20 protein-coding genes and 1 pseudogene are annotated in these 25,055 nt (G+C 47.3%); 9 read left to right on the forward strand and 12 right to left on the reverse strand.

The window, feature by feature from the left end; genetic code table 11:
- Nucleotides 1–44: 44 nt before the first annotated feature.
- Both ACXAGQ_RS19785 and ACXAGQ_RS19790 read right to left on the reverse strand, forming a co-directional pair.
- Nucleotides 45–2,039: a TonB-dependent receptor domain-containing protein gene (locus tag ACXAGQ_RS19785; RefSeq protein WP_475256165.1), complete on the reverse strand. Its 1,995-nt coding sequence runs from the start codon at nucleotides 2,037–2,039 to the stop codon at nucleotides 45–47.
- 163 nt (nucleotides 2,040–2,202) lie between these two features.
- Nucleotides 2,203–2,932, reverse strand: a pseudogene (locus tag ACXAGQ_RS19790) (LysR family transcriptional regulator); the annotation flags it as partial.
- 327 nt (nucleotides 2,933–3,259) lie between these two features.
- On the opposite strand from ACXAGQ_RS19790, the gene ACXAGQ_RS19795 reads away from it, so the two are divergent.
- The 4 genes from ACXAGQ_RS19795 to ACXAGQ_RS19810 are packed head-to-tail and all read left to right on the forward strand — an operon-like array spanning nucleotide 3,260 to nucleotide 6,888.
- Nucleotides 3,260–4,183 carry a siderophore ABC transporter substrate-binding protein gene (locus ACXAGQ_RS19795; RefSeq protein WP_475256166.1) on the forward strand — a complete coding sequence of 308 codons (924 nt, stop codon included), beginning with the start codon at nucleotides 3,260–3,262 and terminating at the stop codon, nucleotides 4,181–4,183.
- Between the two features lie 37 nt (nucleotides 4,184–4,220).
- The gene (locus tag ACXAGQ_RS19800; protein ID WP_475256167.1) at nucleotides 4,221–5,180 is read left to right on the forward strand and encodes an ABC transporter permease; all 960 of its coding nucleotides are present in this window, start codon (nucleotides 4,221–4,223) and stop codon (nucleotides 5,178–5,180) included.
- On the forward strand, nucleotides 5,173–6,120 hold the full coding sequence (locus tag ACXAGQ_RS19805) for an iron chelate uptake ABC transporter family permease subunit (protein WP_475256168.1): 948 nt from the start codon (nucleotides 5,173–5,175) through the stop codon (nucleotides 6,118–6,120). Before ACXAGQ_RS19800 ends, ACXAGQ_RS19805 begins: the two co-directional genes overlap by 8 nt.
- 6 nt (nucleotides 6,121–6,126) lie before the next feature.
- Entirely contained in the window at nucleotides 6,127–6,888 is a 762-nt protein-coding gene (locus ACXAGQ_RS19810; RefSeq protein WP_475256169.1) for an iron ABC transporter ATP-binding protein, read from the forward strand.
- Nucleotides 6,889–7,015: 127 nt separating this feature from the next.
- On the opposite strand, the gene ACXAGQ_RS19815 is transcribed toward ACXAGQ_RS19810, so the two are convergent.
- The 10 genes from ACXAGQ_RS19815 to ACXAGQ_RS19860 form a co-directional block, all read right to left on the reverse strand.
- Nucleotides 7,016–7,579, reverse strand: a complete 564-nt coding sequence (locus ACXAGQ_RS19815; RefSeq protein ID WP_475256170.1) for a 4Fe-4S binding protein — start codon at nucleotides 7,577–7,579, stop codon at nucleotides 7,016–7,018.
- 24 nt (nucleotides 7,580–7,603) lie between these two features.
- A complete protein-coding gene (locus tag ACXAGQ_RS19820) occupies nucleotides 7,604–8,257 on the reverse strand; it encodes a TorD/DmsD family molecular chaperone (RefSeq protein WP_475256171.1) in 654 nt (217 codons plus the stop codon).
- Between the two features lie 84 nt (nucleotides 8,258–8,341).
- Nucleotides 8,342–9,199: a dimethyl sulfoxide reductase anchor subunit family protein gene (locus ACXAGQ_RS19825; RefSeq protein WP_475256173.1), complete on the reverse strand. Its 858-nt coding sequence runs from the start codon at nucleotides 9,197–9,199 to the stop codon at nucleotides 8,342–8,344.
- Complete coding sequence (locus ACXAGQ_RS19830; protein WP_107296216.1) at nucleotides 9,196–9,822, reverse strand: DMSO/selenate family reductase complex B subunit; 627 nt, start codon at nucleotides 9,820–9,822, stop codon at nucleotides 9,196–9,198. Before ACXAGQ_RS19830 ends, ACXAGQ_RS19825 begins: the two co-directional genes overlap by 4 nt.
- A gap of 12 nt (nucleotides 9,823–9,834) precedes the next feature.
- On the reverse strand, nucleotides 9,835–12,264 hold the full coding sequence (locus tag ACXAGQ_RS19835) for a DMSO/selenate family reductase complex A subunit (RefSeq protein ID WP_475256174.1): 2,430 nt from the start codon (nucleotides 12,262–12,264) through the stop codon (nucleotides 9,835–9,837).
- Nucleotides 12,265–12,805: 541 nt separating this feature from the next.
- Nucleotides 12,806–13,624 (reverse strand): siderophore-interacting protein, encoded by an 819-nt coding sequence (locus ACXAGQ_RS19840; RefSeq protein WP_475256176.1) that lies wholly within the window; start codon nucleotides 13,622–13,624, stop codon nucleotides 12,806–12,808.
- Nucleotides 13,625–13,703: 79 nt separating this feature from the next.
- Complete coding sequence (locus tag ACXAGQ_RS19845) at nucleotides 13,704–15,344, reverse strand: methyl-accepting chemotaxis protein (RefSeq protein ID WP_475256178.1); 1,641 nt, start codon at nucleotides 15,342–15,344, stop codon at nucleotides 13,704–13,706.
- 285 nt (nucleotides 15,345–15,629) lie between these two features.
- Nucleotides 15,630–16,814: a mannonate dehydratase gene (gene uxuA, locus ACXAGQ_RS19850; protein WP_475256180.1), complete on the reverse strand. Its 1,185-nt coding sequence runs from the start codon at nucleotides 16,812–16,814 to the stop codon at nucleotides 15,630–15,632.
- A 145-nt stretch (nucleotides 16,815–16,959) separates the two neighbouring features.
- Nucleotides 16,960–17,748, reverse strand: a complete 789-nt coding sequence (locus tag ACXAGQ_RS19855; RefSeq protein WP_475256182.1) for an FCD domain-containing protein — start codon at nucleotides 17,746–17,748, stop codon at nucleotides 16,960–16,962.
- 106 nt (nucleotides 17,749–17,854) lie between these two features.
- On the reverse strand, nucleotides 17,855–18,838 hold the full coding sequence (locus ACXAGQ_RS19860) for a TRAP transporter substrate-binding protein (protein ID WP_475256184.1): 984 nt from the start codon (nucleotides 18,836–18,838) through the stop codon (nucleotides 17,855–17,857).
- Nucleotides 18,839–19,144: 306 nt separating this feature from the next.
- Here ACXAGQ_RS19860 and ACXAGQ_RS19865 point away from each other — a divergent pair, with 306 nt between their 5' ends.
- The 5 genes from ACXAGQ_RS19865 to ACXAGQ_RS19885 all read left to right on the forward strand — a co-directional run bounded on the left by ACXAGQ_RS19865 (nucleotide 19,145) and on the right by ACXAGQ_RS19885 (nucleotide 25,030).
- Nucleotides 19,145–19,657: a TRAP transporter small permease gene (locus ACXAGQ_RS19865; RefSeq protein ID WP_475256185.1), complete on the forward strand. Its 513-nt coding sequence runs from the start codon at nucleotides 19,145–19,147 to the stop codon at nucleotides 19,655–19,657.
- 70 nt (nucleotides 19,658–19,727) lie between these two features.
- Complete coding sequence (locus ACXAGQ_RS19870) at nucleotides 19,728–21,029, forward strand: TRAP transporter large permease (RefSeq protein ID WP_475256187.1); 1,302 nt, start codon at nucleotides 19,728–19,730, stop codon at nucleotides 21,027–21,029.
- A gap of 93 nt (nucleotides 21,030–21,122) precedes the next feature.
- Nucleotides 21,123–22,586: a fructuronate reductase gene (locus ACXAGQ_RS19875; RefSeq protein ID WP_475256189.1), complete on the forward strand. Its 1,464-nt coding sequence runs from the start codon at nucleotides 21,123–21,125 to the stop codon at nucleotides 22,584–22,586.
- A gap of 54 nt (nucleotides 22,587–22,640) precedes the next feature.
- Nucleotides 22,641–24,065 carry a glucuronate isomerase gene (uxaC, locus tag ACXAGQ_RS19880; RefSeq protein ID WP_475256191.1) on the forward strand — a complete coding sequence of 475 codons (1,425 nt, stop codon included), beginning with the start codon at nucleotides 22,641–22,643 and terminating at the stop codon, nucleotides 24,063–24,065.
- Nucleotides 24,062–25,030, forward strand: a complete 969-nt coding sequence (locus tag ACXAGQ_RS19885) for a sugar kinase (RefSeq protein WP_475256193.1) — start codon at nucleotides 24,062–24,064, stop codon at nucleotides 25,028–25,030. The genes uxaC and ACXAGQ_RS19885 overlap by 4 nt, the downstream gene beginning before the upstream one ends.
- Nucleotides 25,031–25,055: the final 25 nt, after the last annotated feature.

A 25,055-nucleotide genomic window follows, 5' to 3' on the forward strand; every position in this document is an offset into this window, starting at 1 on the left:
GAGCCTAATTCAGGCTCCCGTTTATTTTTGGCTCTAATCCGAGATTAGAAATTAGCTGTCATACCCAAGTACCAGCTGCGTGGCTCAATCGAATAGCTACGACGGGTCACTTCGAAATCATCAAACTGCTCATCAGTAATGTTGCGCACGCCCGCGCGCAGACGCCAATCGCTGTTGATAAGGTAGTTCATACCTAGGTCAGCAGTCGTGAAGCTTGGACGGTATAAATCACTACCAGAATCAATCAGAGCTTCGCCTGTGTAGTTAACACGTAGGAAGGTATCAATGTAATCAGTCGCATACCAAGTAGCACGTACATTCGCTTGATGGTCTGGACGATCTTCAAGAGCTTTACCAGTCGTTTTATCTTCAGTATCAAGATACGTGTAGGCACCGTTAAGCTGAATTGACTCAGTCACATCATAGTGCGCAGTAAGCTCTAGACCCTGTGTCATGGCTTTATTGATATTCTTATAGGTGTAAATATCACGTCCATCAGGTGAGATACCAATTGCATTGTCACGGTCCTGATCAATCAAATTCTTGATATCATTGCGGAACAGACCGGCTTCAATACCCCAAGTTGCTTCGTTGTAAATCGCAGAAATCTCGTAGCTGACGCTGGTTTCAGGATCTAGATCTGGGTTACCAACAACCTGACAGTCACCCTTACAGCTGTTGATGATATTTTCTTCTGACGTTTGCAGCAATGTCGGTGCATTGAACGCAGAGCCTACACCACCCTTCAACGTCAACTTATCCGTCACTGTATTCACCAAGTAAGCACGTGGGCTCCAGTGGCTACCGTATGATTCGTGAAAGTCGAGGCGAGTGCCATAAGTCAGCGTATACGCGTCGTTAATGTCCCACTGATCCTGTACAAACAGCGCCTGCTCATGAACATCAGCCTTACCCGTTTCCGTTAAACTCTGAGGGTTCTTAAGCTCCGAATAACTCCATTCACCACCGAACGTCAATGTATGGTTGCCAAAGTAAGTCGTACCGTGGCCATAGACTTGCTGGTTTGTCTCATCAATGTCTGAAACGCCGGTGTCAATTTCTGCCGCATCGACGCTTGATACCGCATCACGGTTATAGCGAAGTTGAGCCTCACCCCAGTCAAACATACCGTTGTAAGTCAGTGCCTGCATATCACGCTTAACACGTGAGTCGGAGTCAGTAAGGCCAACGGTCGACTCAATCATACCGTCACGTTCATCATCGGTATAAGAAAAGTCAAAAGCAATGTCATGCATATCATTGATATACCAAAGAAGATTACCGCTTACCGCAAGGGTTTCGCGCTCTTCAAGCGTAGTCGCTTGTGAACGGTCATATTCACCATTAGAGCCTTCTGCCTGGCCAGAGAAAGCGCTATAAGCATCACGCTGTGTTTGGCTAACAGAAAACGTCATATACAGTTCATCATCAATCAGCGCACCGGAAGTTTTAAACCCAGCAGAGTATTGACCACCGTTGTCATCATCACGGTAGCTGTAATCGCCACTGATTTGCGAATTCCATTCATTAGTTGGCTTTTTGGTGATCACGTTGATCACACCGCCTAATGCTTCCGAGCCATATAGAGCAGACATTGGGCCACGGATCACTTCAATTCTCTCGATGCTTTCTTTTGGGATTGCTGATAAATCAAAGTCATTACCGCGGAAAATGGCATTAGAAGAACTTAGTTTACGGCCATCGACCAAAATCATGGTGAATTTCGGGTTTAGGCCACGGATGGAAATCATCTCACGCCCTGCTCGTCCGCCATCCATTTGGCTTTCGACACCAGCAATATCTTTGACCAAGTCATTCAGCGCAAGGCTCGGCTCTGACAAAATATCTTCTTCTGTCACCACTGCAATTGACGCCGGAGCTTTTGCCAATGTGGTCTCAGTACGTGTTGCCGTAACAACCATCTGCTCATCTGTTTGTTCTTCATGAAGGTCAAACTCTGCGTACGCAGGAACAGAGAAAAACACAGAAGCAACAGCAAGTGCCAAAGGCTTACGAATGAAAGAGGTGCTGGTATACATAAACGTCCCTATATAGAACTATAAAGCCAAATATAATGATAATGATAATGATAATGATTCGCATTAGACATATTATTCATAAAAATGGCAATACAAGTTCCATTCGGGTTTTGAATTGTGATTATTCAATATTTAGATAATTACTGCATATTAAATTCACTTTTTAGCTTATATGCAGTTGCTTGATAATATCCCTTACCCACATACAAAGCTCATCATTGTGGTATCGCTTATGCCAATACAAATAGACATCTTGATAAGGTGATCTTAACCCTTCCGGCACAGGTCGAGCCACTAAATTGCGGTTGATGCAGGCTTCTTCGGCAAATGGCGTTGGCAGGTGGAAGATCACATCTGAGTGCTCCGCCATTGCCGGGGCAACGTTGAAATTGGTCAGCATTAACGGCGTGGAAACCGGTTTGTTCCTGTCCGACAAACCAAGATCCCTAAAGCGCTGTTCTATCGATAGGTTGCGATCACCATGTAATGAAATTTGGCCAAACTGGCATGCAGCCAATTTTTCAGGGGTGAGCTCCTGCTGTGCCATGGGGTGGTCGGCACTCATCAGCAGCCTGTAATCACGAGATGCTATGAAGCTACGATAAATATTCTGCTCAAAAGAGGGTGGTTGCTGTGTCGATAAGACGAAATGCACGTCACCTGCTATGAGCGCATCAAAATGCCGCTTAGGCACGGTATCAATCTCAAGGATCAAACTCTTGGTCATGTACCAGGCGATCCAATGAGGCCAGCATAGAGCTGATCTCGGTTTTTACCGATTCAGCCTTCGGCGTCAATTCATAACCGTGGCTAGATCGAACCAACAAGTCATCATTGAACAGAACCCGGCACTTTTGCAACGAGCGGCTCACCGACGGCTGGCTGATATCTATTTGGCATAACTTCATAATTCAATAACAACTTTCCATTTATCTCAACACAGTTAACCTGGCACGCTATCCAACGAAAACGCATAACTCAAAATCAAAATACGCATAGATTGCATATTCAAATATTGAATAACCACTATTCAAAGTCAAAATACCGTAGGTCAAATGAACTGTGCTACAGATAGCTTTCGACGCTCTAGAGTGTAAATAATAATTAATATTACTATGATTTATGCCACTTTCATGAGCAATATCAATAAAAACAATTCTCATTTGTGATTAGATTGCACTTATCAGCTTTTAATCAGCTTCAAGTTTACAAGGTTCGTTATGACTCACTTTTCCACTGCGTTAAAATCAGCACTTCTTGTGGGTGCAATGGCTATCAATTTCCCAGCTCTTGCAGAATCAGTGACCGTTGAGCACTCATTAGGCACAACTACCATAGAGCAGACCCCGCAGCGTGTTGTGGTCGTTGGTGGCCATGGCAGCCTTGATACTCTAAACCGTTTGGGGATTGAGCCTGTAGGTGCTGTAACAACCATGCTGCCGGAATACCTTTCAGATTACAGTGAGAAAGCCACTCATATCGGCAGCATGAAAGAAGCCAATTTTGAGCAAATCTTCACCCTTCAGCCTGACGTAATCATTGCAGAGAGCCGCATGGCAGATGCCTACCCGACCCTATCGCAAATTGCGCCGACGGTTATGCACGTTGTTGAAAATGGCAACTACTGGGAAGACACCAAGAACAACTGGCGTATGCTGGGCAAAATCTTCGACAAAGAAGCAGAAGCCGAGCAGCTGATTAAAGAAACTGAAGCCCAAATGGCTGAAGTGCGTGAGCAAGTTCAAGCGCAAGGGCTGAAAATCCTAGCGGTAATGAACAACGGTAACAACGTATCCATGTTCGGTGAAGTGAGCCGCTTCTCGGTGCTATTTGATGAATTCGGCTTCGAGCCAGCACGTACTTCTGATACACAAAACCCTCACGGCAACCTGATTTCATTTGAATTCATCGCCGATGCAGCCCCTGATGTACTATTCGTGCTTGATCGCGAAAGCGCAATTGGCCAAAGCTCTGGCAAAGCCCAGCAGCTATTTGATAACCCGCTAGTCAAAAGTACCCCAGCGTACAAGAACAACCGCATTGTGTTCCTAAACCCAAGTGCATGGTACCTGACAATCGCTGGTGTTAACGCCACTGAAGTCATGATTGATGATGCACGAAAAGCGGTAATGTCTACTCAATAACAACCTATCAGCCCGGCGTTAGCCGGGCATTATTACCATGCATAATAAAAAATTATTCTGGGCCGTTATTGCCCTTGTCCCACTCGCGGCCTTTTCGCTCTTTATTGGTGTCGCCAATATCAGCCTAGGGAGTTTTCTCGCTGGCGATGAGCATACCCTTTCCATTCTATTCGGCAGTCGCTTACCGCGTTTACTGGCTATTTGCCTTGCTGGCGCAGGTTTGAGCGTCGCAGGTTTGATCATGCAGCAGGTCTGCCAAAACAGATTCGCCGCCCCATCGACAACTGGTACGATTGATTGTGCAATGTTGGGCTATGTGCTGGGTATTGTCTTTTTCGCTGGTGCCAACCGCTGGATCAGCCTTGGCGTAATTCTGACTTTTGCGCTGGTTGGTACGCAGGTCTTTGTTCAGTTTTTACAGCGCTTGCAGTTCAAGAATGCCGTTTTGGTTCCGCTTATCGGCATCATGTATGGCAACGTGATCTCGGCAATGACCACCTTTATTGCCTATCGCTATGACTTGGTTCAAACCATGTCGGCTTGGACTGTCGCTAACTTTGCGTCAGTACTGCAAGGCAATTACGAGTTCCTATACCTAGCCCTACCCGCCTGTTTGGTTGCCTACTACTTCGCCAGCCAATTCAGCGCTGCCAGTGTTGGTGAGAGCTTTGCCAAAAATATCGGCCTGGATTACCAGAAAATTGTATTTATCGGTGTATTGATCGTCGCCATCTTGGCTTCAACAGTAGTGATGATCGTCGGTGTTATTCCGTTTCTTGGCCTCATTGTTCCTAATCTGGTCGCTATCTTTATGGGCGATAACATGCGCCGCAACCTGCCTTGGACGGCCTACTGGGGTGTGGTGATGGTACTGGCCTGTGACATCCTGGGTCGCTTGATTATTTTCCCTTATGAAATGCCTATCTCGATGATCATCAGTATTTTCGGTGGGGCTATCTTCATTGCTCTTGTTCTGAAGGATAAATCCAATGCGTGATGGTGTTAAAGTTTCCCTACTTGCGGTATTTGGGTTACTCATTACTGCCTATTTCATTGGCCAAGGCCTCAACGCCCAGAACTATCAGTTCTTCTTGTCGCTACGCCTACCTAAGGTAATGGCAATTGTGCTGGCCGCGATTGCCATTTCAAACTCGTCGCTAGTATTCCAGACCATTACCAATAACCGTATCCTGACGCCTTCGATCCTAGGGTTCGATTCACTCTATGTGATGATACAGGTGATTATCGTGGTGATGTTCGGCAGCATGAGCGTGTGGTTTGCCGATGCCAAGGTGAACTTCCTGCTTACAACACTCACCATGAGCGGCTTCTCTATGTTACTGTTTAGCCTGTATTTCCGCCGGGCCAACAGCAATGTCTTCACCTTGCTATTGATTGGTATTATTTGCGGTAGCTTGTTCAGCAGTATTACCAGTTTCTTTACTATGATTCTGGATCCGAATGAGTTCGCCAACTTGCAAAACACCATGTTCGCCAGTTTCAATAACGTCAATGGGCAATTGGTTTACTGGTCGATTATCCCTCTTGGCATTTGCCTTGCGTTGCTGTTCTCCCTTTCCAATAAGCTTGATGTGTTCTGGTTGGGGACTGACAATGCCAAAAGCCTTGGGGTTGATACCCATAAGGTGACCATGCAGGTCATGATGGTGATCACTGTCATGGTCGCTATCTCAACGGCTCTGGTTGGCCCAGTACTGTTCTTTGGCTTGATCGTGGTGAGCTTAACCCGCCAACTATTTCGCAGTTACCACCACCGCTTCCTGATGCTAGCTGCCAGTACCATGTCGATTGTGCTGCTTGTTGGCGGCCAATGGCTCATCGAGACCGTCTTCGCTTTCGATACCACTATCAGCGTCATCATCAACTTTGTTGGTGGTAGTTACTTCCTCTTCCTTCTAATGCGTAACAAGTTTTGATTTATCATGATTAAGTTAACTGGACTCTCAAAAAAATATAACGGCAACTTGGTGGTTAGCGAGGCGAGTGCCCTGTTCCCATTAGGAGAGGTGACTTCGATTATTGGCCCTAATGGTGCCGGTAAAAGTACCCTACTTTCAATGGCTAGCCGCCTAACAGAAAGTGATGCCGGTGAGGTGCTGATTGCTGGCAAGCCGCTCTCACAGTGGGATACCCAAGAGCTATCTACTCGCCTGGCGGTATTGCGCCAGTCGAACAATATCAATATGCGTTTTACCATTCGTGAACTGGTTGCCTTTGGCCGTTTCCCGCATAGCAAGGGCCGCCTAACCAACGAAGATAACCGTATTATCGATGAGGCTCTTGAGCACCTAGATATCACCGAGATTCAGGATAAGTTCCTTGATCAACTCAGTGGCGGCCAACGCCAAATGGCATTCATTGCCATGGTGGTCGCGCAAGATACCGACTACATCTTCCTCGATGAGCCGCTGAATAACCTGGATATCAAGCACTCGGTGGAAATCATGCAGACTATCCGCCGTCTTGCCCACAAGATGAACAAGGCCGTCGTTATCGTGATCCACGATATCAATTTTGCTTCTTGTTATTCAGACAACATCGTTGCGATGCGCAAAGGCGAAGTAATAAAAAGCGGCAAGGTTGATGAGGTCATCCAACAGTCAATCATGGAAGACATCTACAATATCCCATTCAAGATCCAAGAAGTCGATGGCAGCCGTATCTGTATGTATTACGGCAGCTAATTCCGGCGGTTTCTAACCAACAAAAAAGCGGCGAGTACATGCTTACATAACTATGAAAGCATAGGTACTCGCCGCTTTTTCTGTTTTCAGGAAAACCGCGCTATCCCTGAGCTATCCTGAACGATTCCTAGACAGAGGCAGGCTGAATTGCCGTTAATTCAAAACTGATCGCCCCCATAGGGCAAGAAGACCGGCATTGACCACAGCCAGTACAACTCTCTTTGACTACAGCAGGGCGTTTTTCACTGAGATCAATTGCCTGTTTCGGGCATTCTTCTGCACACATATCGCAATAGCCATGCAAAACACGGCGACAGGCACCGCTAAACACAGGGATCATCCCCGTTGAGGCCACGTTGTTAGATAAAGCTTTAGTTGGGCAAGCTTTCTGACACTCACCGCAATCCGTGCAATAGTTGCAGTCTAGGTGCAGCTCTGGCTTGCCATCGATCATCGCAATCACTTGCTGCGGGCAGGCTTTCTCGCATTCTCCGCAACCATCACATAGCTTATCCAACAGCGTTTCATCAACAGCTTGCGGAGGACGGGCGGCTTTACGTGTGAAAGGCTCCAACACAGCGGCCTGGTGGGTTTTCTTCACCCCGCCCAGCAAACCACGAAACAACCCCCTACGACTGACTTGCTTGTGCTCCAGCACCGCTTTGTAATACTTCTCGCTTTTCTCTTCCATCACCCTGCCTACCGTTTCATTCTATTAGCGGTATAAGCGCACAATTCGGTAGTCGGCTTTCACCAACTGGGCAAACTGGCGCAGCGTGCCTTCGGCAGCGAAGCTGATGCCGCGGTAAAAATCTGTCTCAGCCTGCTCGCGCATGATATGCAGCATGCGAGGAGCCCAAGTCAGTACATGCTCACTCAGAAACTTTTCCAAGACACATAAAATCGGTAATTGCTTGTCTTCATCAACCTCTTGCTGCAAAGCCATTTCAGTCAAATGGGCAAGGAACGTAAAGATCAAACCGATGTGGTCTTCTGGCTCGCGCTCTCCGGTATCAATCTCGATGCCAAACTGGGCGTAAAAGGCTTTAATCGCCAAGGTAGGCGGGCCAAACAGGGTTTGATCTTCCGTCAGGTAAACCGAAGCCCAAGGCGCAGCTTTCAAGGCATCAGGCCCGATGAACAAGGCTTGGTAATCATCTGCCAGTGATTTAATTTCAGGTTTGTTTTTCAGTAATTCAAGCCCCTGCTCAACAGAGTCATTATCGGCATCCAGCGGCCACTGGCCAATCAGGTCATTTTGATAAATGGCATCAACAAACTCAGCAGTAGGTGCCTGGTGAAAAGCTTGGTAGAAGAAGCGGCTAACTAGCGATAAGCCTGCGACAGTTTGAAATTGTTGTTCGGTCATATTTTTTCCAAAAAAGAAGGCTGAATAATCAGCCTCCCTTGCTTAATCAATGAGTAAGTAGCTTCGTCGCTCTAATGCGAACAATTACATGCCTGCACTTGCACTGATGTAAACATCGTAGAAGAAGGCACGGCCCATAAACTCTGATACCAATACAAGCACAAAGCTGGCAATCGCAACATGCTTAGCATTGCAGTTACCCTTCATAGCACTTACTAGCCAGAATAATACACCAGCAAGCAACAAACCAACACGCACTAGCGCCAAGCGGAAAGAGTAATCCACCACTTCAAACGGATTAACGTGAACGTTAAGCTGGCCTAGCCATACAAGGTAAGCGGCATAACCCATCAGGGCGATAAGGCCAAAGCCGGCAGCTGAAACCGCCAAAGTACGATCTGCCTTTGCACCAAGTTCACCCAGACTTGCTGACTGAGCGCGCAGCATGACTGCAGCAGCAATTGGCCCCAGTACAGCAGCGGTCATCAGGAACTGGAACGAGGTAAATGGTGTATTCCACGTCGGCACTGTCGCCAACGTATACACATTAGCAATGGCCAGGATGAATACCACACCCAGAACCATGGCAACCGGCAGCAACATTTTGCGGATTGCAGGCATAAGGTTAAACAAGCGCATACCTGTGTAAGCCGCACCTGCACCACCGAATAGGCTCAAGCCAACAATTTCCAGGCTTAGCGCACTGCCGTGTGCCAAACCAAACATCACGTTGAACATACGGAATGGCTGGCCGAGGTGAGTGACAGAAGCCACTGCACCGATGCCTAGCAAAACAAATACCGCGATAAAGCTACGAGTCATGCTTTGGGACATGGCTTTTTCATTTGGCTTGAACAGCATTTCAACCAAGCCAAGCGCAATGAACATACCGACCGCACTTTGTGCCAATACGGTAAAGAAAACTAGCGATAACTGGCTCATGCGCCCACCTCCGTTGGGTTCTGGATACTACCCTTGGTATCGCCGCTCAGCTTGCTGTTTGAGCAAGTGCTAACGATAAGGTTCGGGCTGGTCAAGCGTGGATCTGGCAATGGTGCAATATCCGCACGGGCACCGTACTTCTGGCGTAGCTCGTGGATAGGACCAAAGTCAATCGCACGTAGCGGGCAAGATTCAACACACACTGGCTTCTGGCCTGTACCGATACGCTCGTAACAGCCGTCACACTTGGTCATGTGTTTCTTCTCTGGGTCGTACTGAGGCGCGCCGTAAGGGCAAGCCATCTCACAGTAGCGGCAACCCACACATACATCGCCATCAACCACAACCAGACCGTCTTCTTCACGCTTGTGCATTGCACCCGTCGGGCATGCCTTGGTACATGCCGGGTTGCTACAGTGGTTACAACTGATAGACATGTAGTAAGCAAACACATCATTGGTAAACGTACCGTCTTCGTGTTGTACCCAGTCACCGCCCGCGTATTCGTATACACGACGCCAGTTAACACCTACTGGTAGGTCACTTCTGTCTTTACAAGATACTTGGCACGTTTTGCAGCCAGTACACTTACTGGTATCTACGTGGAAACCATATTGAGTCATTTACGCTTCTCCTTAGGCCTTGGCTACTTCAACTAGAATGGTGTGCTGTGGGTTACCTTTCGATAACGGGGTTGCACGCTGTGACGTTAGCGAGTTGATACAACCGCCTTGGTCAACACCTTTCTTGTCAGGGCTATACCAAGCACCTTGGCCTAGGGCTGTCACGCCCGGCATGATACGAGGAGTCACTTTGATCGCAACGCGGATTTCACCACGGTCGTTCCAAACCTTCACGAAGTCACCGCTCTTCAGGTTGCGTTTAGCAGCATCGACAGGGTTCATCCAAATACCGTCAAATACCGCTTCGCGCAGCCACGGAATGTTGTGGTACGTCGAGTGGGTACGGCCTTTGGTGTGGTAGCCAAATAGCTGCAGTGGGAATTCCTTGGTCTTAGGATCCAAGTGGCTTTCCCACGTTGTCACGTATTGCGGAAGTGGCGTGATCACATCACCTTCTTTCAGCTCCCACTCTTTGGCAATCGTCTCTAGCTTGGTCGAGTAAATCTCGATACGGCCAGATGGGGTGCCAACTGGGTTCGCTTCTGGATCCTTACGGAAGTCTTCCAGGGCGATACGGCCTTCTTTCGGCGCCACCACAGTATAAGGGCCTTCTTTTCGCAGCTGCTCAAGAGAAGGAATGTTTGGATCTTGCTTCATACGCTCGGCGTACAGGTGCTCAAGCCACTCATCACGGCTGCGGCCTTCAGTGAACTGGTCGTATAGGCCAAAGCGCTTAGACAGCTCCGCACACATCTGGTACGCACTGCGTGTTTCGTAAAGTGGCTCAATCGCACGTACTAGCGGCCATAGGCCCGCCATCGAACCTGACGAGTAACCGTCAGAGCTCACTTCGTTATTCTCGATAGTCGTTACATCTGGCAGCAATAGATCAGCATGGCGGGCAGATGCCGTCATGTGGTTATCACATACCACGATAAACTCAGCCAGTGACTCATCTTTGATGATTTCTGCGTTACGGTTTAGATCCGCATGCTGGTTCATCAATACGTTACCTGAGTAAGCAAGGATAAACTTGATTGGCGCACGCATACGCTCGTCACCCTGGATACCGTCGGTCTTATCGGTCATTTCCTCGTGACGCCAAATCGCATCGCTCCACTTGAAGAACGGGACTTTGACTTTAACAGGGTTAGTACCCACAGGGATACGCGGTGCTGGGTAACCGTAGTTGGCAGGCATATCGCCAGTATTGGTACCTGGTAGACCAATGTTACCGGTTAGGATTGGCAGCATAACGATAGAACGTGAAGTTTGCTCACCGTTCGCCTGACGCTGAATACCCGTACCCTGGGTGATAAAACATGGCTTCGCGGTACCGATTTCACGGGCAAGCTGGATAATTTTCTTCTCAGGAATACCTGTGACACCTGCCGCCCATTTTGGCGTTTTCTCAAGACCATCTGGACCTTGGCCCAAGATATGCGCTTTATAGTGACCGTTTGCTGGCGCACTTGCTGGCAGTGTCTTCTCGTCGTAACCCTGACAGTATTTGTCTAGGAACGCTTGATCGACTAGGTTCTCAGTGATCAATACGTGTGCGATAGCCTCAACCAATGCCGCATCAGTACCCGGACGAATGGCTAGCCACTCATCTTCTTTACCTAGCATGGTATCGGTGTAACGTGGGTCGATGATAATGGTACGGACATTTTTCTTGCGCTGTGCAGAGATATGCTCGTGGATCTCACCACCACCACTCATACGCGTTTCCGCAGGGTTGTAGCCAAACATGACTAGCAGTTCTGCGTTTTCGATTTCAGTGGTGTAAGAGCCGTAAGCCGCTGCCTTTTTGTCACCATAGGTGAATGGCAGAGCGAACATGATCTGCCCCCAGCTGTAGTTTCCGTAGTAATCCAGGAAACCACCCATCATGTTGAATAGTCGCTTGAAGCAATCTTTACCGTCAGTACGGTAACCCTGAGTACCCGAGCCATAAGTAATAAAGATAGAGTCATTACCGTACTCTTTGATGGTGTACTTGAGTTTGTCCGCCATCAGATCCAACGCTTCATCCCAGCTTATTCGCTCGAAACGCCCTTCACCACGCTCACCGACGCGCTTCATTGGGTATTTCAAACGATCTGGGTTGTAAACACGGTGCTTGATTGAGCGGCCACGAAGACACGCACGGATTTGGTGTTTACCAAATTCGCTATCATCACCACGGTTATCCGTTTCGATCTGGGTGATTACGCCATCTTTCGTGTGTACACGAAGTGCACAACGGCTACCACAGTTAACCATACATGCAGACCAGACAGTATTTGTCTCGCCAGCAACCTCTTCTTCTGTTTTTGCAACCGCTTTTAACGGAAGGCCAGAGCCTACAGTAGCGGCAGCGCCCCCAACAGCGGCACTCCACTTAATAAAGCTACGGCGCTTCATTGGCGAAAGAATTGCTTCGTTTATCCAGTTTTTCATATTGCGACCATTATGAATGAGGAGTAAAACATTCCCAAAAGTAATTTGTTATATAAAAACAATACAAATAACACAGGTTGTTTTACTTATTTATTATGCTGCTGATACTAAAGTAGTAGTAGTCACAAATTAATGATCCCCATCAATTTAAGACATTATGTGATAATAAATTAACGCAAGCACGTATTTTTTGAGCAACAGACCGTAAATATGTACAACTTCTTTATTTTTTTGAAATGCAATTTCGCAGCAAAACCTGCCCTAACCCCCCATATAGAAAGGCTTTAGCAATTGATAACTATCCGCAAATGAGAGGTGAACTCGCGATTTATACACTGTTAATTAATTTTCATAAACTGTCTTTTTTCTTAATAGAGCCACTTTTAAATAACCGAAATTAAAAGTAAAAATAAACTCACATGTATACTTTAATTCCTTTCCGATAATCAAACAAAATAACTTCCAGCATATAAAATTAATAAAAAAGCCCTGCAAAATATCTTTGCAGGGCTTTTCATTTTAACGTTGTTTTTAATATGTATTATTTCTTTTTAGCCGCTTGTTCTTCTAACGCCATACTATCTTCACGCTTCAGCACTTTATGGCCATCTTCGGTTACACCTTGTTTCCAGTAACTGCTGAAGTAACACATTTTACGGTCTACCTCTCTATCCGAAGTAATATAATTGCGGATAGCACGCATTTCACTGAACTCACAGGCACACCACACAGATAAACTGTCAGTATCGAGAGCAAGTGCTTTGACGCTGTCAGACAACGCGCATTCAGTGCTGATGTTGACAACCAACTCCACGCCTTCTGGCAATGTAAGTGGCTGTACATCAGCTTCAGTCGTTACATCAAGAACAACATGACCTTTCGCGCTCTCGGGCAATAACGCCAATTTGCCCTGCAACGCAGTTTGCGCAGTCATATCTGCAACCAACAAGAAACGCTCAGCCTCAACAGGCATCGCCTGAATCGGGCGAGGGCCAACCAAAGAAATAGTGTCTCCGGCTTGTGCTTTGAGTGCCCAGCGGGAAGCGTAACCACCGATATCGGGCGTAATTTCCCCTTCGACCTCTGCTAGCTCATGCTTGGCAATATCAATGGTTATCGTGCCATCTTCACCCTCAGAGCCAGCTTGATAACCTGAAACTGTAAAGGTACGCATCATAGGTCTTTGCCCCTCAGGCAGCGCACTGATATCCGTACTGCCATCAGCAGCAAATAGGAACTTCACATATTGCCCACCACTCTCTTGAGAAAAGTGGTGGCTCCCTTCACCGCCAAGCGTCAAACGGATCATATTTGGGGTGATCAGCTCGTTTCCCACTACTGAAAGCTGTTTTGGGCTCATCTTTGGACTCATCGCCTGGGCCATGTAATACTCCACATTAAAAGTGATAATAAGATTGATTATCACTGATAAAATCAGCTTACTTCAACTTAAAATTCGCTACCATGGCATTTAATTGGCTATTGGTAACAGCTAGTTGCTCGGTACTGGCGACAGAATCATCAGCGTTGCAATTGAGCTCGTTGATCATGTCGTGAATCGCAATCATATTTTTGTTCACCTCTTCGGTCACCACACTCTGTTCGTTGGCTGACGTGGCAATCTGGGTAGTCAGATCGTTGATCTGGCTAATGGAGTTAGTCATCGACTCCAAAGAAGCCATGACGTTGGCTGTATGCTCGACCGTCTGGGCGCAACTTCCCTTCGTCACATCCATCGACTGCACAACGACCGACGTTGCCTTGCGTAAATCCGATAGCATGGTATCGATTTCAGACGTACTCTGCTGCGTTCTCGCTGCCAGTGCCCTCACCTCATCAGCAACAACTGCGAAGCCCCTTCCCTGCTCGCCGGCACGAGCTGCTTCGATAGCCGCATTTAGTGCCAGTAAGTTGGTTTGCTCGGCAATTTCACCTATCACATGAAGTACTGCATCGATTTTCTCGAAGTCCTTGCTCATGGTCTGGATAGATACCGACATGCTTTCCACTTCCGTCGATAGCTGGTTCACGCTACCTGAAGCAATCTTCACCACATCCTTCGACTTCTCGGCTTCGACATTAGTCGCATGGGTGAAATCGGCAGCGCTCTTACCGCTATGCGCTACTGATTCAGCCGTTGCACTCATCTCATTTATTGCAGTCACCACTTTTTCTGTTTCTTGAGTATGGCGAGTGAGCAAAGACTTATTGGAATCCGCTTTGTCTTTCAATGCCGCCACTTCATGCTCAATGGCCAGGCTAGACTGCGAAACCTCCAGCATCATTCTTTGTAGGTTTTCAATAAACTGGTTAATTCCACTGGCTATCTTACCTAGGTCATCGTTGCTGTAGACATCTAAGCGCCGGGTGAGATCTGCATCCCCCCTTGAGAGACCAACAATGATGTTCCTGAGCGTACTGAGGTGCTTGAAGATGGTGTTGATAAAAAGAATGCTCAAAGGAATGGAAATCAAAGCCACCAGCACAAGCGCCATGGTAATACTGCCACTTAAGGCGTTGGTATTTTGCTGGATGTAACCGCGGTCAATATAGCCTGTCAGCGTCCATTGGCTATCACCTACCGTAAACTGGTTGGTATAAGGAATAAGATCACCGTCAGTACGGTTGCTAAAGAGTAACGAGCCTTTGCTATCTTTGAGGTCAAAGTAGCTCCCTTCCACTGATGACTGTGTCAGCAGTTGCTGCGTATTTCTCATATCTAGATAAAAGATATCACCGCCATTTCCACTAGGTACAGTAATTGAAATTAAAGGAATATCATTTTGATAGAAAATATCACTCACTGTCGTGCCATTGGCATTGTTTACCAATTCAATGTAATGATTTGCTACGGATTCATCATCAATCCGCCCTTTATCGGTAATAACAAAATCAGCAATCACTTTTGCAGCAGCATAAAACCCTGCACGCTCAGTAACTTCCTGAATACCAGTAATATCCAAACTAATATTTTCAGAAATCAATACTTTATTGCGTATGTCATCATACAGCTTATCTTTCACTAAGCTAATTTGTGCATTGATACTTTCAGCATCACTGTCAAAAATATAATGGCTCAAATAATAATTGACGCTAAAAAATGACGTAATGACGGTAGCTATTAATATAGCTATCAAAGTGGTAATTATTTTAACTTTAAATGATAGTTTATTTGCCATGTGTTATCCCTGTTGTGGCAAGTGTCGAGTACGAGAGATAGCCCATAGAATTATGGGAAAGAAACACCTTACATGGAGTGCCACAAAATAAATGTCGGTTTGATCGAGAAATAAAAAAAAGGCCCGATAATCGGGCCAAACGTTGGTAGGTATATACACATTTAATTTACGTGTATAAGGACTTTTTTATTTTTTAAAGAAAGCGCGTTTAAGTGCCACTTCCAAGCCACGTACTTCAGCAAGTCCTTTCAATCGACCAATCGCCGAGTAGCCTGGATTGGTTTTCTTCTTCAGGTCATCCAGCATTTGGTGACCATGGTCTGGGCGCATTGGGATCAGGCGGGTATCACCAGCTTCTTCACGGCGCTGCTCTTCTTCCAAGATAGCCATCACGACATTGTACATATCAACATCGCCATCAAGGTGAGCGGCTTCATGGAAGCTCAACTGGTTCTCTTCGCGCTGTGTTGAGCGCAAGTGCGTAAAGTAAACACGATCGCCATGTTGCTTAATCATATTCACCAAGTCGTTGTCACCACGGACACCGTAAGAGCCGGTACACATGGTAATACCATTATTCTTGCTTGGTACTTCTGCTGTCAGCCAATCAATATCTTCAATCGTCGAGACAATACGTGGCAGGCCAAGGATTGGGCGTGGTGGATCATCAGGGTGAACCGCCATTTTCAAGCCTGTTGCATCACACACTGGCATCAACTCGCTTAGGAAGTGCTTCATATGCTGACGCAGTTTGTCTTTATCAATGCCCGCATAGCGGTCAAGTTGTGCCTGAAACTCCTCAAGGGTGTAACCTTCTTCAGCACCAGGAAGACCGGCAATAATATTGCTTGTTAGCTGTGCAACTGCCTCTTCTGACATCGTATTGAAATATTCCAGTGCCTCAGCTTGCTCCTGAGCTGAGTATTCTTCTTCAGCACCCGGGCGTTTAAGAATAAATAATTCAAATGCCGCAAAAGCAATTTGGTCAAAACGTAGTGCCTTTGAGCCATCTGGCATTTCAAATTCTAGATCGGTACGTGTCCAATCTAATACCGGCATAAAATTATAACAAACCGTATCGATACCACATTCGGCTAAGTTACGAAGTGTCTGCTTATAATTATCAATCCACTGTTGGTAATTACCTGTTTGTGTCTTTATTTCTTCATGAACAGGCACACTTTCAACAACAGACCAGGTTAATCCTTTTTCTTCAATAATCGCTTTGCGCTTTAGGATTTCTTCCACCGTCCACACTTCACCGTTTGGAATATGATGTAGTGCGTTTACAATTCCCGTCGCACCCGCTTGACGAATATCATCAAGCGATACAGGGTCATTAGGGCCATACCAGCGCCAGGTTTGTTCCATGACAATCACCTTTTATAGACACACTTAACCCGCTCAATAATTCTGAGTTAAGTACTTTACAATTTAGAATGCACAATTACTTGAAAATAACTGCTTTTAAAGAGGCCAATAAAGACTCATTGGCCTAATTTAATTATTTGGCGGTTTATTTCTCACCACCAAGGAGAACTACCGGATTCGAGCTAAATAAGTAGCCATCAAAATTCGGATCATCAATATCAGAAAGTTCTAACAGGCGTTGTTTCACATTCTCAAGGTGTTGCCACATGGCATTTTTAGCTGCAATCGGATCCTTGCGCTGCATCGCTGCCAATATACGCGCATGATCTTCCAACCATTCCTCACGGTATGCCAGGTCAATAATGTGCGAGTGTAGCTTCTTCCACATCGGGCTTTGCTCACGCCGCTCCCACGATTGCTTTAGCATATCGACCAACACTGAGTTCTGCGTCGCTTCGGCAATACACATATGGAACTGCTCATCACCAAAACACTCATCTGCCCCAGAGGCAATTTCACTGCGCTCAAGATCCAGCGCCGCACGCATCTTCACAATATCACTCGGTGTCACCTGGATAGCTGCAAACTCGGCAATATTACTTTCGAGCAACTGCCTTGCCTGCAGCATTTCGAATGGACCTGCATCATCGCTGATCACATTCTCCCGGCTATTGGAGTGGCTAGGAATATTGAGGACATAAACCCCAGACCCCTTCTTCACCTCAACAAGATTTTCAAGTTCTAGCATAATAATCGCTTCACGGACTACCGTTCGGCTGACATCCAGTCGCTCGGCGATATCCCGCTCTGGCGGTAACCGATCGCCCACTTTATAGCGGCCATCGATAAGTTCTTGTCTCAACACCAAACCAAGCTCTTGGTATGGGCGTTTCGGTTCGAAGGGCATCATGATGATATTGTCACTTTTTTCCATTGCACTTATTCGCCATCATAATGACCAATATAAATTGGTCAACCTCTTAATGTAAAAGTGTGGCAACACTTTGATTTTTATGGTTACAACAGTCTGTTTTTACCGCTTATTGAACCGCTTTAATGCGCTCTACGATTTCGTTCAGCTCAGGGTTAGATTTCTCTAGCTCATCGTACATTGGCTGTACCGCTTCAACGAATGCCGTTTTATTTGGCTTAACAAAAGTTACGCCCATTTTCTCTGCTTTAGCACGCTCTTTCGCTTCAGACTCAGCCCATAGCTCTTTCATCACTTCCATCGAGCTCATCGCTGCTTTTTTCAATGCTTCCTGGTGTTCTTCTGATAGACCATCGTAGGCTTTGGTCGAGATAACCAGTACATCAGGAACCATGGTGTGCTCATCTAGGCTGAAGTACTTAGATACTTCACTGTGACGGCTCAGGCTGAATGAAGGAATATTGTTTTCTGCTGCATCAACAACACCTTGCTGCAGTGCTGTGTAAAGCTCACCGTATGCTAGCGGCGTTGGGCTACCACCCAGTGCATTTACCATCGCAATCGCTGACGGGCTAGGCTGAACACGGATCTTCATACCTTTCAGATCTTCAGGTGTTTCAATTGGCTTAGATGTGTAGAAGCTACGAGCACCAGCATCATAGTAAGTCACACCGATGAAACCACTGTCGCGAGAAGACGCTAGGATTTCCTCACCTACTTCACCTTCTTTCACGTTGTAGTAGTGAGTCTTATCACGGAATAGGTATGGCAGGTTGAATGCCGAGTAAGCTGGAGCAAAGGCTTCAAGCTCAGCAGCGTTGGTTTTTACCATTTCCAATGCGCCGTTCTGCATTAGCTCCATGGATTCACGCTGGGTACCTAGCTGCGCATCAGGGTAGATACGGATGCGAACTTCGCCATCAGTCAGAGCGCGAACTTCTTTGGCCATGTGGTCCATCGCTTTATGTACTGCATGGTCACGCGGGTGGTTGTGACTTAGCTTGAAGGTCGTTGCTGCGTAAGCAGAAGCTGTAGCACCAAAAGTAAGGGCAGCACCGATCACTGCAGTAAGTGCACTTTTACGCGTCATCATTGTTATATCTCCGTGGAATTGGTTGTCCATTGTGTAGGGTATTTCTTAAGTACGGGGCCAATATTGCGTCCAAATCGAAAAACCGTCAAAACAAAAAAGCAAATTGATTGACCAATATCACAATAAAAACCCTAAAATTGGTCAACCAATTCAATTGTGACTTGGCTCACGTGACTAAAAAATCCACCACCTTATAATCCCCACAGAAAAAGCGCGTGCTTAAACATAGCTAGATAACATATCTGCTTACATTGGTTCACCAATAGACAAATCTGAGCATGCTTATTTATTTGAAAGGAACTAAAGATGAATAAATTGGTTGGTTACATAAATAGAGGGTTGGCGATGTTTACCGTGTCTCTCTCTACCTTCCTGGTGTTCTGTGTGATCTGGCAGGTGATCTCCCGCTATATCATTGGTAAACCAAGCACTATTACTGATGAGCTAGCGAGATATCTATTTATGTGGGTAGCCCTGATCGGCGCGGCTTACACCACAGGCCTCAAGCGCCACCTTGCCATTGACCTGCTAACCATGAAGCTCAGCGGCAAAAGAAAGCTGTTCAATGAAATCTTTATCCAGTTAGCCATTGCCGTCTTTGCCTTTATTGTCCTTGTATACGGCGGCACTAATTTAGCAATGAAGACACTAGCGACAGGTCAAGTTACACCAGCACTCGGCTGGGAGATGGGCTTCATCTATTTCTGCCTACCTATTAGCGGCGCATTGATGATTTTCTACTCTGTCATTTTTGCTTGGGAAAAAGTAAAACAGCTGATTTCCGGCAATATCTGCATTGCTGATCCCCAAGAAAGCTAATTAAACATATCCAACGGTGAATAGATTAACTCTTCACCATTGAACAAGACTTTATAAGAAGGATTCCACAATGGAATGGCAAGTCATTCTCACCCTATTCGGAAGCTTCGGCGTATTACTCGCGCTGGGGATCCCGGTATCATTCGCCATCGGCCTATCATCATTGGCAACAATCATGATGAGCTTACCGCTAGAACCAGCTATTGCCGTTGTTGCCCAACGCATGGCAGCAGGTTTAGATAATTTTGCGCTTTTGGCAATCCCGTTTTTCATCCTAGCGGGTAATATCATGAACCAAGGTGGTATTGCCATCCGCCTAATCAACTTCGCTAAAGTACTAGGTGGTCGCCTTCCAGGCTCTCTGGCGCACGTTAACGTGATGGCGAACATGATGTTCGGCTCTATTTCTGGCTCTGCGGTTGCTTCTGCGGCAGCTGTTGGTGGCACTATGTCCCCATTACAGAAAAAGGACGGTTACGACGAGCACTTCTCGGCGGCAGTTAATATCACCTCATGCCCTACAGGCCTATTGATCCCGCCGAGTAACACCCTAATTGTGTTCTCTCTGGTATCTGGCGGTACTTCTATTGCGGCACTATTCCTCGGTGGCTACATCCCAGGTATTCTGATGGGTCTTAGCCTGATGATTGTCGCGGGTATCATTGCCAAGCGCCGTGGCTACCCGGTTGCTGAAAAACCATCACTGGCAGTGGTCTGGGATACCTTTATCAAAGCGATGCCATCGCTATTACTGATTGTCATCATCATGGGCGGTATTATCGGCGGTATCTTCACTGCGACAGAAGCCTCGGCGATTGCGGTTGTCTACACCTTCGTATTGGCGGTTATTTTCTACCGTGAAGTGAAAATACGCGACCTTCCGAAAATCATCCTCGAATCAGCGGTTACAACATCTATCGTACTGCTGCTTGTTGGTGCATCAATGGGTATGTCTTGGGCTATGGCGAATGCTGATATCCCTTACATGATTGCCGATGCCCTTCTGGCTGTGTCTGAAAACCCATTGGTTATCCTGCTGATCATCAACCTGATCCTACTGATTGTCGGTATCTTCATGGATATGACACCAGCAGTGTTAATCTTTACCCCAATCTTCCTGCCAATCGCTCTAGACCTAGGTATCGACCCGGTTCACTTCGGTATCATGATGACCTTCAACCTAGCAATTGGTATCTGTACACCGCCAGTTGGTAGCGCCTTGTTTATCGGTTGTTCGGTCGCAAAAGTCTCCATCGATAAGATCATCAAGCCGCTACTGCCTTTCTATGCCGCACTTATTGCAGCACTACTGGCGGTTACCTTTATTCCTCAACTAAGCCTGTTCCTGCCTAACTTGGTTCTTGGCTACTAATTTTTGGGACTTGTCCCTCAATCAATAACACGCTGAATGCTTCCCCGAGAACCCGCCCACCAGCAGATGTTGGTGGGCCAAAGGAAAAGAAAAATGGACACTATTTCAAATACCACACTGAACCCTAACGTCATTCGCCCTGAATTTGATCGCACTAACCTTAAAAGCCGCATCGTTCACTTGGGTTTTGGCGCTTTCCACCGCGCGCACCAGGCCCTGTTTACCAACGAGATGCTAGAAAAAACAGGTAGTGATTGGGGGATCTGTGAAATTAACCTATTTGGTGGCGAAGAGCTGATCACCCAACTTCGCGCCCAAGATCACATGTATACCGTTGCCGAAAAAGGCGCAACAGCAACAGATGTAAAACTGATTGCTTCAGTCACTGAGTCGCTACACCCTAGCTTTGAAGGCAAACGTGCAGTTTTAGAGAAAATGTCTGAAGAGCAAGTCGCTATTGTTTCTATGACAATTACCGAAAAAGGCTACTGCGCTGACCCTGCGACAGGCCGTTTAGACAAAAACAACGCTCTAATTAGAGCTGACTTAGACAACCCTCGTGAGCCTAGCTCTGCTATCGGTTACATCGTTGAAGCATTGCGCATCCGCCGTGAGCTTGGTCTAAAGCCATTTACCGTAATGTCTTGCGATAACGTGCAGGAAAATGGCCATGTTGCTCGTGCTGCGGTTCTGGATTTTGCAAATTTGGTTGACCAAGAACTCGCTGGCTGGATCGAAGCCAATGTGACCTTCCCGTGTACTATGGTTGACCGCATTGTCCCTGCTGCTACCCCTGAGACGCTAGCAGAAATCACCGAACTGGTTGGTGTAGCTGACCCATGTGGTATTGCCTGTGAACCATTCCGCCAGTGGGTGATTGAAGACAACTTTGTTAACGGCCGCCCTGAATGGGATGTAGCCGGCGCTGAGTTCGTTGCCGATGTTGTACCGTTTGAAGAAATGAAGCTTCGTATGCTTAACGGCAGCCACTCGTTCCTTGCTTATCTTGGCTATCTTGGCGGCTACAAGCACATCTCTGACACCATGACCAACGAAAGCTACCGCAAGGCTGCGTTTGACATGATGATGCAGGCACAGGCTACTACCCTAACCATGCCTGAGGGTACTGATTTGGAAGCTTACGCCAAGTTGCTGATCGAGCGATTTACCAACCCAAGCTTGAAACACCAGACATGGCAGATCGCGATGGATGGCAGCCAAAAGATCCCTCAACGTATGGGTGGTTCGCTTCGCCACCACTTAGCTAATGGCACAGAGTACAAGTGGCTTGCCATGGGCATTGCCGGCTGGATGACTTATATCAGTGGTGTAGACGAAGAAAATCAAGAAATTGACGTCCGTGACCCAATGGTTGAGCAATTCCGTGAAATCTACCAGCAATACGGTAAAGAGCCTGCGGTTGTTAAAGCCATCTTGGGTATCGAAGCCATTTTTGGTAACGACCTGCTCCAAAACGACGACTTCGTAGAAGCAGTGACCAAAGCTTACCAGCTTATTATCAGCAAAGGCGCACGCGCCGCCGTTGCTTCTCTTTAACCGATTTTAAACATCGGGCGATAGCTTTCGCCCGGTGTTGTTTTGGAGCTTATAATGAAAGACTTTCTTTGTGACGACTTCCTACTAGCCAATGAAATTGCGCGTGTGCTTTACCATGATTACGCCAAAGACATGCCAATCTATGACTACCACTGCCATTTGAACCCGCAGGAAGTCGCTGAAAACCGCCGCTTCGATAACATCGGTCAAATGTGGCTGGAAGGTGACCACTACAAATGGCGCGGCATGCGCTCCGCAGGTGTACCTGAATCATTAATCACAGGCAAAGAGACCAGCGATTACGACAAGTACATGGCGTGGGCCAAAACGGTTCCACAGACATTGGGTAACCCACTTTACCACTGGACTCACCTAGAGCTACGCCGTCCATTCGGCATTACCGGCAAGCTATTTGGCCCAGAGACCGCTGACGGGATCTGGCACGAGTGCAACGAGATGCTAGCAAGCCCTGAGTTCTCTGCCCATGGCATCATGAAGCAGATGAATGTGGTGATGGCGGGAACGACCGATGACCCAATCCACTCTTTGGAGTACCACAAAGCAATTGCTGAAGACGACAGCTTTGATGTCGAGGTTGCCCCAAGCTGGCGTCCTGACCGAGCCTTCAAAATTGAACTAGATGGCTTTGCTGAGTACATGCAGTTATTGGGTGAAGTTGCGGATATCGAGATTGCTTCGTTTGCCGAATTACTTACTGCTCTTGACCGCCGCCTTGATCATTTCGCCGCGCACGGCTGCCGAGCGGCTGATCACGGTATCGAAATAGTACGCTACGGCAAAGTACCGTCAGAGCAAACTCTCAATAGCATGCTTACTCGCCGCCTAGCCGGTGAAATGCTGACTGAAGAAGAAGTTGACCAATTCAGCACCGCCGTGCAGGTATGGCTTGGTAAGCAATACGCCAAGCGCGGCTGGGTAATGCAGCTACATATTGGCGCCCAGCGCAACAACAGCACCCGTATGTTCAAGCTGCTCGGTGCAGACGCCGGATTTGACTCCATTGGCGATCGCCCGTTTGCCTTCCAACTTGCTTCGCTGCTGGATGACATGGATCTGACCAACGAGCTGCCAAAAACCATCCTTTATTGTCTAAACCCTCGCGACAACGAGATGATGGCTACCATGATTGGCAACTTCCAAGGTGGCGGCATCGCAGGCAAAGTTCAGTTTGGCTCAGGATGGTGGTTCAACGACCAGAAAGATGGCATGCAGCGCCAGATGGAGCAGCTATCGCAGCTTGGCCTACTCAGCCAGTTTGTCGGCATGCTGACCGATTCTCGCAGTTTCTTGTCCTATACCCGCCACGAGTACTTCCGCCGTATTCTGTGCAACATGATTGGTCAGTGGGTACAAAACGGTGAAGTGCCTAACGACATCAACATGCTAGGCAAAATGGTTCAAGACATCTGTTTCAGCAACGCTAAACGCTACTTCACCCTACCTGGAGAGCAAGCATGAAACGCATTGCCCTCATCGGCGAGTGCATGATTGAGCTCAATGGCGCGCCGTTCGGTGACATGCACCAAACGTACGGCGGTGATTCACTCAATACTGCCGTCTACCTAGCACGTACAGCCGGCAAATCAGCCAAGATCAATTACGTGTCGGCACTCGGCCAAGATGCTATCAGCGAAGGCATGATCAGCCGCTGGCAGGAGGAGGGGGTCAGCACCGACTTGGTGCTTCGTGATAGCTCCCGACAGCCTGGCCTGTACTTGATTCAATTGGATGACAAAGGCGAGCGGACATTCCTGTACTGGCGTAACCAATCTGCAGCCCGTTACATGCTGCAGCATGCTGATTTTGAGCATGTTGCAACAGAGCTGGGACAGATGAATATGATCTACCTTAGTGGGATCAGCCTGGCTATCTTGCCGAAGCAAGACCGCCAAAAACTTGTTGTTCTACTTGGGCAGCTAGCTGAATCCGGTGTCGATATTTTGTTTGATACCAATTACCGCCCTGCCCTGTGGGAATCAGCCGAACAGGCCCAAGAGTGCTACCAGCAGGTCTTCGCATTCACGGCTTTGGCACTTGTTACCAATGATGACGAAGCCAATCTGTGGGGCGATAGTAGCGAAGAAGCGACCTTGGAAAGGCTAAAGGCCGCAGGCGTGCGCCAAGCAGTTGTCAAAATGGGAGCGAAGGGCAACTACTTCGAGGACTTCACTACCCAAACCCGCACTTTTGTCGCTACCACACCGGTTAAACAGGTGGTCGACACCACCTCGGCGGGCGACTCGTTCAATGCTGGTTTTATGGCAGGCCTGATAAATGGTAAATCTCCGGTGAAATGCTCGGAGCAAGGGCATCAGCTGGCAGGAACGGTAATCCAGCACAAAGGGGCGATTATCCCTAACCAAGCGATGGCGCACATCCAATTTAACGAACAAGAACCTGCTCTATCTGAGCACTTATTCTAGCAGATACTTAACTAAGGAAGACTCA

The organism is Photobacterium sp. ABD4_091, from assembly GCF_056160145.1.